We start from the raw sequence: 13,539 nt of genomic DNA on the forward strand, positions 1-13,539 counted from the left end.
ACAGAGAGATGGAGTTGAACATGTTCAACCGATACGTCTACAGTTCTGCTGGGCTTTTGAACGCGTTCGAAATCAAGGGGGCCGTCGTGGTACCGGATGCGGAGGGGGCATCCGGTACCACGAACACCGACACCGGGTGGAACGTCGTCTCCGGCTAGGCTCGTGCTCGTGGACGACCTGGCAGCGACGAACCGAACGGACGGCGAGAACGGCACGGCCGGGGCTCCGGCCGTGCCCGGACCGGAGGGCGGGCCCGGACCGGAGACCGGGCCCCTGCCCGGCGGCCGGGCACAGCCGAAGACCGACAAGAGTGAGGCGACCCGGGCGCTGATCCTGGAGACGGCCATGCGGCTGTTCCAGGAGCGGGGCTACGAGAAGACCACCATGCGCGCGATCGCCACCGAGGCCGGTGTCTCGGTGGGCAACGCGTACTACTACTTCTCGGCGAAGGAATTCCTGATCCAGGGGTTCTACGACCGGATGACCTACGAGCACGCGGCCGACGCCAAGCGCCGCATGGCCCACACCCGGGACTTCTCCGAGCGGTTGCGGATCGCGCTGGTCTCCTGGCTCGACACGGCCGCGCCGTACCACGAGTTCTCCGCGCAGTTCTTCCGCACCGCCGCCGACCCGACCAGCTCGCTGAGCCCGTTCTCCAACGAGTCCCACCCGGCCCGGGCGACCGCCGTGGAGCTGTTCCGCGACGTGCTCCAGGGCTCCGAGCTGGCGCCCAAGCTGGACGCCGAACTGGTCGAACTGCTGCCGGACGTGCTCTGGCTGTACCTGATGATCGTGGTGCTCTACTGGGTCTTCGACCGCACCCCGGACACCGAGCGGACCAGGGAGTTCGTCCGCCGCTCGACGCCGCTCGCGGCCCGGGTGATCAACCTGTCCCGCTACCGGGTCTTCCGGCCGATCGTCCGTGACGCCAAGGGCCTGATCCAGGACTTCATCCTCCCCACCATCGGCAAGACGGCGGTCAAGTAGCACCCGCCGACGACAGAGGAGGCCGGCCCGCGACGACCGCGGGCCGGCCTCCTCCCCGTGGACGGCCTCAGAACTCGGTCGGCGTCCAGGCCCGCACCGGGGTGCGCAGCAGCAGGTCGGCGGCGAACGCCGCGCCCGGGCGCAGCTCGGTGACCAGGGCGGCCGAGGCCAGCCTCGACGCCGTCTCGGCGCCCAGGTAGAGCGAGCCCAACTCCGAGGCGCCGAGCGCGAGGTCGGCGTCGTCCGTGGTGCGGGTGCAACGACCGGAGCCGTCCTCGGCCGCCTCCAGCGCCCAACGGCCCGAGGCGTAGCCCAACTTGTCGTCCACCTCCAGCACCACCCGGCCCGGGGCGCCGTACCTCCGGGCGCCGAACGCCGACTCGACGTCCAGCACCCGCAGCCACATCAGGTCCGCGTTGCCCTCGTGCGGGGTGGCCGCGCGCGGGTCCTGGAGCAGCAGCGGCAGCGGGTCGTCCGGCCCGAGCCTGCCCGCCTCGACCCGGGCCACCCAGTCGACCGACAGCACCAGGCGCCACAGCTCGACGGAGGTGGGCAGATCGAGGGCGAGGAACTCCTCCACGGTGAGCTTGCAGTCGGGGTAGGCGCCGTCCCACTTGTTGCCGATCCGGTAGACCACCAGACCGGTGACCACGCCGTCGGCGTCCCGGTGGACGGCGGCGAACGGCTCCTTGAACTCGTCGCCCGGCGTCCGGACCTCTCCGACGGTGCGCTCCCACCAGAGCGCGTCGCGGTCGATCGCGCCCGGCTGGGTGCGCCGCCAGCGCTCGTGCAGTTCTGCGCCCAGCTCGCGCAGCTCCGGCATGGTCACGAAGTCGATCCGGCCGCCGGGGACGCCCGGCAGCCCCTCGCGCAGGCCCCGGGTGCGGCGCAGCTCGACGTTCCAGCCGCCGCCACGGGTGGCCGGGCCGAAGCCGAACCGGCCGTAGATGTTGTACTCGGCGGCGACCAGGATCGCGACCGCGCTGCCGCGCTCGGCGGCCGCCGCGAGGTCCCTGCGCATCATCGCGCTGAGCAGGCCCCGGCGGCGGTGGGTGGAGCTGACCGTGACGTTGGTGACGGCGTCGGCGTGCACGACGGCACCGCCCGGCACGGTCAACTCGGCGTCGAAGCTGCGGAAGGTGGCGACCTGGCGGTCGCCGTCGAAGCCGGCCAGCATCCGGCCCGGCTCCCACTGCCGACGGCGCAGGTCCGGCGCGCTGCCCACGTGCGGGCACAGGAAGCCGAGGGTGAGCGCGCGGCTCCAGGCCTCCACCTCGTCCTCGGAGACCGCCCGGACCTGGAGCCCGTTCACGGTGTCGACGGTCGTGTGATCGATGCTGCTGCCCATGGGGCCACCGTACGGCGGCCCTCCGGGCGGCGGCACCCGATTTATTCCGTGCCCGACCCGACGTGCTCGCCCGGCACCACCACCCAGTGGTTGGTGCGCAGGACACGGCCCGCGAAGTCGATGTCCCGCTCGCCGAGCAGGCGGAAGCCGAGCGCCCGGCAGATCCCGTTGGACGGCCCGTTGGCGACCCCCGGGTTGGCGTGGACCTCGCCCCAGTGACCGCTCGCGGCGGCGGCGTCCAGCACCTGGCGGACGGCCGCCTTGGCGAGTCCGCGGCCCTGGTACTCGGGCAGCACCATCCAGCCGATCTCGGAGACCGTCACGCCGTCCTCCTCGTCCGACCAGAGCGTGACGGTGCCCGCCGCCTCGTCGTCCTCGGCGCCGTCCGGCACGATCATCCTGATCCAGGGGCCGTCGGCGGCCGTCAGGGCGAGGTCCTTGCGCAGCCGCGCCTCCACCTGCTCCCGGGGCAGCGGGCCGCCCAGTTCGGCCATCATCACCGGATCGCAGCGCATCCGGACGTACGCCTCGACGTCCTCCGCCCGAACATCCCGCAGTCGCATGACGCCTCCTCAGTGCCGGTCCGGACGGCCACGTTAACGCGGCCCACCGACAGTGGCGCCCGGGCGGCCCGGGCTGGCATCCTCGTGCCGGTTCGGTACGGACGATCGACGCCGGGGGCACCATGGAGGACGAGTACGTCCGCGAGCCGAAGAAGCACGAGGGCCGGGCGCTGGCGGCGAAGCTCGTCGGCGGGCTGACCGTCGCGGGCTGGCTCTGGGCGCTCTGGCTGGTCCTCCTCCCGGGCAACGGGCTCTGCGGCGCGCCGGCCTTCTACGAGCCGACCGGCTTCCACATGGCGGAGGCCTGTGACTCCGAGATGATCGGCCGGGTCGGCCGCGCGTTCGCCGTCTTCCTGGTGTCGCTCCCGCTCGCCGCGCTCTGGGTCTGGACCGTCGTGCGGCTGCGCGGCAGCCGCCAGGAGGTGGCCGCGCTGTCCGGCCGGTAGCCGGTGCCGCCCGCCGTCGGGACACGGCGGAGACCGGTGCCGGCTACGGCCTGGCGTAGAAGTCCGGGGTACCCATGATCCAGAGGCTGGCCTGCTTGACCGGCATGCCGGCCCGCGGGGCCTCGATCATCTGGTCGTCGCCGATGTAGAGCCCGACGTGGTGGATGTCGGCGGCGCGACCGGTGGTGGTCCAGAAGACCAGGTCGCCTGGGCGCAGTCGGCGGTAGTCGATCGGGGTGCTCCGGGCGTACTGGTCGGCGGCGAAGTGGTTGAGCTGCCGGCCGCCCTCGCGCCAGGCCATCATGGTCAGCCCGGAGCAGTCGTAACCGTCCGGGCCCTCGCCGCCCCAGACGTAGGGCAGGCCGATCTTGGACTTGGCGAAGGCGACGGCGGCGGCCGCGCCCTCGGCCGACCACGGGCGGGTGTGGGGCGGCGCGGCCTGGGCCCGCGCGGTTCTCGCCGCCTCGGCTGCCTCCGCCTCTGTTGCCGCTGCCTCGGCGGCGGCCCGGGCGGCGGCCTCGGCCTCGCGGGCGGCGATCGCCTCCAGCGCCTCGCGGCGTCGCCGCTCCAGCTCGACGGTGGTGTTCCGGGCGGCGGCCAGTTCGACGAGCAGCTGCTCGCGGCGGCGCCCGGCGGCGGCCACCTCCACCTGCTGGGCGGCCAGCCGCTGTTCCGCCCGGGACCTGGCCTCGCCGACCTCGGCGGCGGCCTTCCCGGCGGCCTCGGCGGCGGCCCGGGCGGCGGCGGAGGCGCTGCGGGCGGCGGCGGCCGTGGAGGTGGCGGCGTCCAGGACCTGCCGGGTGCGCTCGCTGACCTGGCCGACCGCGGCGGCGCGGTCGCCCGCCTCGCGCGGGCCGTGGGCGCCGAGCAGCGCGTTGAGGGCGGACAGTTCGGCGCCCGCGCCCTGCCGGTACGTCTCGGCCGCGAGCCGGGCCGCGTCGTCGGCGGCGGACGCCCGCTCGGCCTCGGCGACGGCGGCGCGCCGCGCGGCGGCGTCCTCCTCGGCGCGGGCCCGGGCGAGGGCGAGCTGGGCGCCGTTGTAGGCCTCGACGGCCTGTTCGGTGGTGCGCGCGGCCCGGTCCAGCTCGGTCCGGGCGGCGGTGAGCGCGTCCTCCAGAGCGGCGGCGGAGGAGGCTTTGCCCTCGGCCTCGGCCCGGGCCCGGTCGATCTCCTCGGTGGTCGGGTACGGCTCCTCTCCCCCGGCCCGGTCGGCCGCCGGGTCGCCGGCCACCGGTTCGCCGGCCACCGGCGCGGCCTGGGCGGCCGGGAGCAGCCCGAGCAGGACGGTGAGGGACAACAGGACGGTCGGCAGGAGCCTGTGCGCCACGCGACATCCCTTCTGACGGGTCCGGAGGGGACGGCGTCGGACGGTGCGCGGCGTCCGGGCGGTGCGCGGCGTCCGGGTGGACGGCGGCCCGGGCCGGGGGTCGGCGGGGTCCGATGAATCATCCCATCACGTGACAGAACGGTCACATGACGGTCATGTTCTCAATTCCGGCGGGCTCCGTACCTGGAAAGCGCTCCGCCGGTCGGGTGACCATCGGATGATCCGACCTAGCTTCGGCTGCGGCCGCGCCCAAGGTCGGGAGCCGGGCCGGACGCCGGAGCGGGCGCGGAGCGGCGGGCTACCGCCCTATCCGGCGGGTGTGCGTCCGCAACCGGGGGTGCCGCGCGGGCCGGCTCTCCAGCCCGGTCGGACCGACGGCGAAGGCCCGGCTGCGCCCGGCCCGTACGGTACGGCGGCGCTGCTGCGCCAGCCCGGAGCGGACCGGAGCGGCCTCGACCGCCCCGGACGCCGGGTCCGCCACGCCCCGGGCCCTCCCCGCCGCCCCCGCCGCCCCCGCCGCGGCGGCCGAGCGGCGGTCGGCCAGCCGGGCCTGACGGCGGGCCAGCGCCCGGGCGGCGTGCGCGTCGAGGTGGGCGGTGGCCCGGGCGGCCATCCGCTCGGCCACCCGGTGCGCGGCCGGGTGGTTGGCCGGGACCTTGTCGGGCGCCCCGGCGATCAGGTCGAACAGCCAGGTGCGGGCCCGGTCCGCGCGCCGGTGCAGCAGACGCTCGCGCCGCAGCGCGCGCGCCCGGCGGCGGGGGCGCGCGGCGTACCGCCAGCGGGCCCACGGGCTGCTCGGGCGGCCCAGCCGGATCGCCCCGATCCAGGACAGGCCGGGGACCATGATCCCGAGCAGGCCGGTCCACACCTTGCCCTTGAGCAGGGTGATCACCGACGCCAGCGCGTTCACCGAGATGATCGTGACCAGGCCCCACCTGGTCTCCTCGCCCGGCACCACGCCGAGCGGCACGTACCCGACCAGCAGCAGGGAGGTGAACAGGATGCCGAAGATCACCGCGTCCACCGACTTGCGGCCCTGTTCGCTCCAGTACACGTCGTCCAGGTGCAGGATCAGCGCGAACTCGTCCAGCACCAGGCCGCAGCCGATGCCGAAGGCCAGCCCGAACCAGTCGATCCACGGGTGCCCGCCGTAGGTGGCGAACACCCCGATGCCGCCGAGCAGCAGGAAGCCCAGGCCGAACACCATGTGGTGGATGTGCAGGCCGCCCGGGGTCACGTTGCCCGGCCACCAGCGCACCTGGGCGCGGATCATCCGGACGCTGAACCGGATGAAGACGAAGGACGTGATGAATCCGACCAGCAGCAGGAACAGCGGTTGCTTGTGGGCGGCGACGATGTGGTCGCGGTAGCCGTCCAGCAGTGTCGTCATGGGTCTTACCTTCGTTCCTGGTCCTGCGTGCTGCCTGCCGTGACGTGGCCCGGGCCCGGATCACCCCCCGGCGCCGGGCCGACGGCCGGTCAGAAGCCCCGGGTGCGCTTGGCCGCCCGGCGCGGCACCACCGGGTAGAGCGACGGGCGCTCGGCGCCGACCGGCAGCTTCAGGAACAGCCGGGCGATCTCGCCGCCCAGGTTCACCCCGACCGCCAGCGCCATGGCGATGGCCGCCGCCCGGAAGACCGACACCAGGCCGGCGCTGGAGTGCCCCTGGGCGAAGGCGAGCATCCCGAGGTAGAGCGCCGAACCGGGCATCAGCGGGCCGATCGCCGCCGTCACGTACGGCAGCGCCGAACCGTTGCGGTAGCGCGCCATCAGCTGGCCGAAGAGGCCGACCAGCCCGGCCGCCACGCCGGTCGCCGCGATCGGGTTGACGCCCGCGTTGTACACCAGCGCGCCGTAGCTGGCCCAGCCGATGCCGCTGTTGACGGTGACCAGGGCCAGCGTGCGGCGGTCGGTCTGCAGCAGCGTCGCGAAGGCCAGGGTCAGCAGCATCGCGGCGACCATCTGGACCGGCGGGTAGCTGACGCCCGCCAGGCTCTCGTCCGGGCGCAGGTTCGCCTCGAAGCCGACCCCCAGGTAGAGGATCACCATCACCCCGATCACGATGCCCGCGACCAGGTAGATCACCTCCAGCAGACGGGCCGCGGCGGTGATGTAGAAGCCGGTCAGACCGTCCTGCACGGCGGCGACCAGGGCGCGCCCGGGCAGCAGGGCGAACAGCCCGCCGGTGATCACGACCGAGCCGCGCAGGCCCCAGTCGTTGAGCGACAGGATGATGCCGGACGCGGCGGCCGGCATCGCCGCCGCCACGAACTGGTAGAACTCCGGCAGCCGGCGCCGCGCCAGCGTCGAGGCCAGCCGGTCGCCGAGGACGGCCGCGACGAAGGCGCTCGCGAACACCAGCCAGGCCTTGTCGTCCATCCGCCCGCCGACCAGGAAGGTCGCCGCGCCGGCCAGCAGGCCGGTGGTCAGGGCGAGGAACCAGGCCGGGTACGGGTGCCGGTTGCGGCGGATCACCGCGAGCCGGCGGTAGGCGTCGTTGACCGTCACCTTCTCCGCGGTGATGTCCGCGACCAGCTCGAACACCGCGTCGAGCCGGGTGTAGTCGGAGGTGCGGCGGCGCACCACGCGGTCGGCGGTGACCGGCGGCTCGACCAGCGACGGCTGGTACGAGATGCCGATCAGGGTGAAGGTGACCTGCGGCTCGCAGCGGTCCAGCCGGTAGGCGTGGGCGATGCCGAGCATCGCCGCCTCGACGTCCTCGGCAGCCTCGCCACTGGCCAGCAGCAGCTCGCCGATGCGCAGCGTCAGGTCGAGGATGCGCGGGACGTTGCGGGTGACGGACGCGGAGGGGTGCATCTCCCGGGCGGTGCGCTCGAAGGCGGGCCGCTCGGACATCGGGGTGCGCAGCAGGGTGCGCATCCGGTCCGGCCAGGGCACCTCGCCGGGGGCGCCGGCGGTCAGGTCCGGGACCGGGATGCCGGTGGGCGGGGTGTAGCCGGCCGCCCGCCACTCCTCGGGGGTGAGGGTGTCCTCGGCGACCGAGCGGCGGCGGGCCGGGCGCTCGGCCTCGGGCCGCCCGGTGTCGGACCGTGCGGCCTCGCCCCGTCCGGTGTCGAGCCGGGCCGACGACGCGGGCACCGGCTCGGGCGTCGGCTCCGGCTCGGGCGCCAGCAGGCCCCTGGTCTCCGGGGCGGGCGGGGCGAGCGGGATGACGATGGTGGGCTCGACCGGTGGGGCGGGGTGGCCGAGCAGGCCCTCGGTGGGCGGGGCGTCGGCGGGGTGCACCGGCTTCGGGGGTGCCTGCCGCGACGGTCGGACCGACCGGCCTCCCCTCGCCCGCTTGCCCGCACCCGGTCGGCCCCGCTTAGGCACTTCCGCTCCTTGCCGCCCCTGGTGGCCGCCGGCCACCGCTCGATCTCGGGTTACACCTTGCCTGATCGAACAGCCTGACGCACATGTACGCGGCGTCACGTGGCCGGAGCGGCGGACGCCTACCCGGCGCGGTGGCGGGCGGTGTCGGCCGCGCCGGAACGGCGGGCCCGCAGCAGCTCGATCGCCACCGGGATCACCGAGACCAGCACGATGCCGACCAGGATGGCCTCGATGTTGTCCCGGACGAACGGGATCTGCCCCAGGAAGTAGCCGAGCACGGTGACGCCGCCGCCCCAGAGCACGCCGCCGATCACGTTGAACACCACGAAGGTGCGGTAGTTCATCCTGCTCACCCCGGCGACGATCGGGGTGAAGGTGCGGACGATCGGCACGAAGCGGGCCAGCACGATCGCCTTGGGGCCGTGCCGGTCGAAGAAGGCGGCGGCCTTCTCGACGTTCTCCTGCTTGAAGACCCGGGAGTCGGGGCGGCGGAAGAGGCTCGGGCCGACCTTGCGGCCGAAGAGGTAGCCGACCTGGTCCCCGGCCACCGCGGCGGCCACGATCAGCACGCAGATCAGCCAGAGCGGCTGGTGCAGGTAGGTGCCGCCGGCCACCAGCAGGCCGGTGGTGAACAGCAGCGAGTCGCCCGGCAGGAAGAAGCCGATCAGCAGGCCGGACTCGGCGAAGACGATGGCCAGGATGCCGATCGGGCCGAAGGTGGAGATCAGGGTGGTCGGATCGAGCCAGGACGGGCCGAGGGCGAGGCTGGTCACGGTGCGGGCACTCCGGAGGTCGAGTCTTGGCAATGGAACAGTAAAGCATTGACAAAGACTCGGCGCGGGGCTGGATGGTTCCCGGCCGGAGCTGCGGCCGGCCCGGACAGGTACGGGCGGCCCGGACTGGACGGTGCCGGGCCGCGTCCGCGCGCACGGCCCCGGCGGAGGCCCGGGAGCCCGCCGGGGCCGTGCGGTCGGAGGCGGTCAGAGCCCGTAGCGCTCGACGGTCTCCTCGTGCCGGGCGAGGTCGGCGCCGGCCGCCTTGGCCAGTTCCGGCCAGGCGAGCGGGTGCGCCCAGCCGTCGGTCAGCCGCCGCAGCAGGGCGTCGGCCTCGGCGGCCGAGGCGGTCGGCGGGACGCCGAGTGCCGCGTAGACGCCGGGCAGGGTGTCGCCGCCGTCCGCCGGGTCGGTGATCCGGTACTCGTCCCCGCTGTACACCCAGACCGCGTACCCCGCGTCGTGCAGCTCCTCGCGCAGCGCCGACCACGCCTCGTCGCCGGGCCGGCCGCCGTCGATCCAGTACGTGGTGTACCCGGCCGGGTCGAGCAGGGTGAGCAGCTCGAACACCGGGCGCCAGCGGTGCCGCTCCTCCTCGGGGGCGTCCTCGGCCGGCGGGCGCTCCAGCAGGGCCGGGGCGAAGACCACCACGTCGCCGTGGTTGAGCGTCAGGTCGTCGCCGAGCACCGGCAGGATGCGCGCGGTGGCCGGACCGGTCCGCAGGGCGGGCAGGTCGGACGTCGCGCCGTTGGTGCGGGTGGCGCGGACGGTGACCAGCTGCCACTCCTCGTCGACCGGGCCCTGCGGCTCGTCGAACTCGATGCCGAGCAGCGCGCCGGTGGAGCGGACCACGGCCCAGTCCCGGTTGGCGGTGGCCGCGGTGATCAGGTGCCACAGGTCCGGCTCCTGGACCGTCCGGTGGCCGTCCTCCTCCTCGGCGCCCTCCCCCTCGACGCCGTCGGCCGGGGCCGCGCGCTCCAGCAGTTTCTGGTACATCCGCTGCGCGGTGGCGTGGTCGCCCAGCTCGGTGGCGGCGTGCGCGGCGAGGCGGCGGGTGTTGAGCACCTCGTCGTCCAGCGCCAGAATCGCCCGGCACTGCTCCAGCGCCTCGGCCCAGCGGCCCTCGGCGGCGGCCCAGCGGGCACGTATCCAGTGCCCGTCGGCCGGGGCGGAGGCGGCCACCCGGTCGGCGAGGCGGCGGATGCCCTCGGCGTCCCGGGCGTCGATCAGCATCTCGCCGAGCGCGCCGGTCAGCTCGCGGTCCTCCGGGTCGTCCTCCAGGTACCGCCACAGCACGTCGGCCGCGGCGCGGGCGTGGCCGAGGCCGCCCAGCACGGTGGCCAGGAGCACCGCCAGTCCGGTGGCGCCGGCCTGCACGCCCCGGTACCGGTCCAGGGCGACGGAGAGCAGGTCGGCGCCGGTCTCGTAGGGCACCCGGGCCTCGGCCAGGTGTGCCGTCAGCTCGCCCGGCGGGACGGGCAGCTCGGGCTCCGGCAGTGCCTCGGCGGCCGCGCGCAGGGCCGCGACCTGCTCGGAGACGCCGTCGGTGCGCCGCAGCCGGGTGAGCTTGCGCTCCCCGGTCGCGGCGAGGGTCAGCGCCACCGTGCGGGCGCCGCGGGCGAGCGCGAGCCGACCCGCCGCCAGCAGCAGGTCCACGCACGGCCGGTGCGCGCCGACGCCGTCCAGGTAGCCGACCCAGCCGGCCAGGACGGCGCCCAGCTCGGCGTCGTTCTCCTGGACGCCGGCCGCGACCAGCAGCTCGACCGTCTGCGTCCAGGCGCCGCGCAGGTCGGCGTGCCGGTCGGCCTCGGCCCGCTCGGGCAGCAGGGCGAGCGCCTCCTCGGAGCGGCCGAGCGAGGCGAGCGCGCGGGCCCGCAGCAGGGCGCCCCAGCGCTCGTCGCGCTCGTCCAGCCGGCGCCCCTGCGCCTGCTCGGCCCGCTCGGCCGTCGCCAGCAGCTCCAGCACCTCCTCGTGCCGGCCCAGCAGGTGCAGGGTGCCGGCCCGGGCGTGGTGGAAGCGGAGCGAGACCTGCTGGCCGGCCGCCCGCATCCGGTTGGCCGCGGAGTCCAGGTAGTCCAGCGCCTCGGCCGCCCGGCCGTCGTCCTCCAGGGCGTCGGAGTACTCGCGGGAGAGGCAGTCGTAGCAGGCCCGGGCGGGCTCGATCCGGTCCAGCGTCTCGCCGACCACGGCGAGCCGCTCGGCCACGTACCCCGGCCCGTCGACCCGGGCGTGGCAGATCGCGAAGTCCTGCACCACGCAGACGGACTGCGGGCAGCCAGCCGTCTCCTCCCGGTGCGCGAAGTCCAGCAGGTCGACCGCCTCCGGCAGCACCGCCTCGCCCTGCTGGCGCTTGTTCAGCAGGTTCTGCATCCGCCAGTGCCGCAGGTAGACCTCGACCCAGGGCAGGCCGAGCGCCCGGGCGGCGGCCACCGCCTCCGGGTAGAGCGCGTCCAGCTGCTCGTTGCGCCCCGCGGTGGCGTGCTCGGGCAGCTCGACGATGGCGTCGGCCAGCCGGTGCTGGCCGGCCTCGGCCAGCTGCCGGTGGGTGTCGCGCACCCAGGCCCAGATGTCGGTGGTCATTCCCGTTCCCCCTGCGTCGTGCTGATGAGTTGTCTACCGCACCCCACTGACAATCCGTCGGTCACGGCTCCTCCGAGAGGGCGCCGGGGCTGTCCGGGACCTCCGGCAGGCCGGCCGGGACGGCGGCGGTCAGGGCGGAGACCGCGGTGCCGATGCCGGCCAGCGCGGCGGTGAGGTCGCCCTCGGACGGACCGGACGAGGCCGCGGCCATGATCACCTTGATCGAGCGGAGCAGCCCGGCCGCGGTCGCGCTGCCGGTGTGCCCGGCGCGGTAGGCGGCCAGCAGGTCCCGCACCGCCGGACTGGCCAGGTTGAGGTAGAGCCGGGCCCGGACCCCGCCGTCGGTGCGGGCGGTGAAGGCGCGGGCCAGCCGCAGGGCGGCGGACGGTATCCGGGCGTCCGCCTGGTCGTCCTCGATCCGGGCCTTCAGCTCGGCCTCGCGGTCCGGCACCAGCACCAGCGGCAGGCCGGGCGGGTCGAAGCGGGCCGGGACGAGCTGCTCGCCCGGGTCGGCGAGGGCGCCGGCCAGCCAGGCCGCCTCGTGCTCCGGCAGCGGGTGCTCCGGGTCGCGGAACAGCTCGCGGTCGCCTTGCTCGCTGCCCAGCTCGACCACCCGGCAGCCGCGCAGCTGGGCGTAGCGGCGCAGGAACGGCAGGACGGCGTAGCGGTCGCCACGGGCGATCGGCACCCGCATCGCCCGGTACAGCATCTCCTCGAAGCCGCCGCCGCTGCCGAGCGCGACGTGCACCGCGCCGCCGCCCGCCGCCCGCAGCGCACCGGCCGTGAGGTCGCCCTGCGAGGTGGGCACCGGGACGTCGTCGGCCAGCAGGGTGAACAGCCGCTCGTCGCAGAGCGCGGCGCCGAGCAGGTCGTTCCCGTGCCGGGTGAGGATGCGGCGCCAGGCCGCGGGCCGCAGCCGGGCGGTCTCGTACAGGCCGTCCACGATGGCGTCGGCGAGGGCCTGCCGGAGTGCGTGGTAGTGCTCGTCGCGCTGGAGGTCCTCGCGGCTGGCGGTGGGGGTGAGCCGGTTGGACTCGACCACGCCGCCGATGAACCCGGCCCAGCGGGGCAGCAGGTCGCGGGCGTCCTCGGCGAGCAGCATGCCGCGCAGGTAGACGGCGAGGTCGCGGTTGTCGCTGCTGCCGTAGGTGCCGCCGTCCTGGACCCAGAGCAGGCCGACCGCGTCGGTGCCGCCCGCGACGGCCCCTTCCCCGTCGTCCTTCCCCCCGGCCTTCCCCTCGACGGGCAGCACCGGGAAGGCGGTGAGCGGCTCGAAGCGGCGGCCGAAGGCGGTGGCGAAGCGCATCCGGGCGGCGTACCGGTCCCCCTCCACGGTCTGCCGCCAGGGCACCTCGACGGAGTTGACCGGCTGGTCGTCCTCGCCGACGTAGACCGGGATCGGCAGCAGCACGCAGTAGCGGCCGAGCACCTCGCGCAGGACGTCCTCGTCGGCGAGGTGGCCGTGCTCGGCCTTGAGCGCCAGCTCGACCACCGTGCCCGGGCGGGGCCGGGCGGGCACCGGCTCGACCCAGTACTGCTCGCCGCCGCGGCTGCGGTAGCGGTGGCCGAGCCGCGGTTCGCGGTGCGAGGTGGTGGTGACGGTGACCTCGTCGGCGACCGAGAAGGCGGAGAGGAAGCCCAGGCCGAAGGCGCCGATCAGCTCCTGGTTGCCGGTCAGTTCGCGCAGCATCCGGGTGTAGCCGGTGCCGACGGTGGCGAGGTAGGAGTGGATCTCGGGCTCGGTCAGGCCGGCGCCGGTGTCCTCGATGGCGACGGTCCGCCGGGCGGCGTCGGCGCGCACCCGGATCAGCGGGTGGTGGTCGCCGTCCGGGTCCTCCAGGAGCCGGCGGGTGTGCGAGTCGTGCGCGTTCTGGACGAGTTCGCGCAGGGCGACCAGCGGGGTGGAGTAGAGGTGGGTGGCGAGAACGTTCACCAGGCCGCCGAGATCGACCTCGGTCGTGCGCAGTTCCTCGGCGGGAATGGGCTCGGGCAGGGCACCGTCAGACATGGGGCCCCAGTGTGCCAGTGCGACTATCCGGCGACCATTTCTTTCTTCCGGACGTCGTCCCGGCGCATGACGGGGAATGACGGCGCATGGCGGGGCATGACGGGGAATGACGGAATGCGGTCAACTTCCAATTGACCAACCCTCCACCATCGAGGGAATTGCCACCCGTCCGGT

The 13,539-nt window shown here is 74.8% G+C and carries 10 protein-coding genes; 2 read left to right on the top strand and 8 right to left on the bottom strand.

Annotated elements, in window-relative coordinates; translation table 11 throughout:
• Positions 1–168: 168 nt before the first annotated feature.
• Positions 169–987 (top strand): TetR/AcrR family transcriptional regulator, encoded by an 819-nt coding sequence (locus ACZ7RU_RS08545; protein ID WP_470340109.1) that lies wholly within the window; start codon positions 169–171, stop codon positions 985–987.
• 67 nt (positions 988–1,054) lie between these two features.
• Here the strand turns inward: ACZ7RU_RS08545 and ACZ7RU_RS08550 are convergent, their stop codons facing one another.
• Both ACZ7RU_RS08550 and ACZ7RU_RS08555 read right to left on the bottom strand, forming a co-directional pair.
• Positions 1,055–2,335 (bottom strand): GNAT family N-acetyltransferase, encoded by a 1,281-nt coding sequence (locus ACZ7RU_RS08550; protein ID WP_470340110.1) that lies wholly within the window; start codon positions 2,333–2,335, stop codon positions 1,055–1,057.
• A 41-nt stretch (positions 2,336–2,376) separates the two neighbouring features.
• Positions 2,377–2,898, bottom strand: a complete 522-nt coding sequence (locus ACZ7RU_RS08555) for a GNAT family N-acetyltransferase (RefSeq protein ID WP_470340111.1) — start codon at positions 2,896–2,898, stop codon at positions 2,377–2,379.
• A 122-nt stretch (positions 2,899–3,020) separates the two neighbouring features.
• On the opposite strand from ACZ7RU_RS08555, the gene ACZ7RU_RS08560 reads away from it, so the two are divergent.
• Positions 3,021–3,344 carry a hypothetical protein gene (locus ACZ7RU_RS08560; RefSeq protein WP_470340112.1) on the top strand — a complete coding sequence of 108 codons (324 nt, stop codon included), beginning with the start codon at positions 3,021–3,023 and terminating at the stop codon, positions 3,342–3,344.
• 43 nt (positions 3,345–3,387) lie between these two features.
• Here the strand turns inward: ACZ7RU_RS08560 and ACZ7RU_RS08565 are convergent, their stop codons facing one another.
• The 6 genes from ACZ7RU_RS08565 to ACZ7RU_RS08590 form a co-directional block, all read right to left on the bottom strand.
• Positions 3,388–4,671, bottom strand: a complete 1,284-nt coding sequence (locus ACZ7RU_RS08565) for a C40 family peptidase (RefSeq protein ID WP_470340113.1) — start codon at positions 4,669–4,671, stop codon at positions 3,388–3,390.
• Positions 4,672–4,969: 298 nt separating this feature from the next.
• The gene (locus ACZ7RU_RS08570; RefSeq protein WP_470340114.1) at positions 4,970–6,061 is read right to left on the bottom strand and encodes a hypothetical protein; all 1,092 of its coding nucleotides are present in this window, start codon (positions 6,059–6,061) and stop codon (positions 4,970–4,972) included.
• An 89-nt stretch (positions 6,062–6,150) separates the two neighbouring features.
• Entirely contained in the window at positions 6,151–7,917 is a 1,767-nt protein-coding gene (locus ACZ7RU_RS08575) for a threonine/serine exporter family protein (RefSeq protein ID WP_470340115.1), read from the bottom strand.
• A gap of 206 nt (positions 7,918–8,123) precedes the next feature.
• A complete protein-coding gene (locus ACZ7RU_RS08580) occupies positions 8,124–8,777 on the bottom strand; it encodes a DedA family protein (protein ID WP_470340116.1) in 654 nt (217 codons plus the stop codon).
• A 207-nt stretch (positions 8,778–8,984) separates the two neighbouring features.
• Positions 8,985–11,357: a hypothetical protein gene (locus tag ACZ7RU_RS08585; RefSeq protein WP_470340117.1), complete on the bottom strand. Its 2,373-nt coding sequence runs from the start codon at positions 11,355–11,357 to the stop codon at positions 8,985–8,987.
• Positions 11,358–11,418: 61 nt separating this feature from the next.
• Positions 11,419–13,365, bottom strand: coding sequence for an ATP-binding protein (locus ACZ7RU_RS08590; RefSeq protein ID WP_470340118.1), 1,947 nt, complete (start codon positions 13,363–13,365; stop codon positions 11,419–11,421).
• Between the last annotated feature and the right edge of the window lie 174 nt (positions 13,366–13,539).

The sequence above is a fragment of the Kitasatospora sp. NPDC114501 genome (assembly GCF_055633695.1).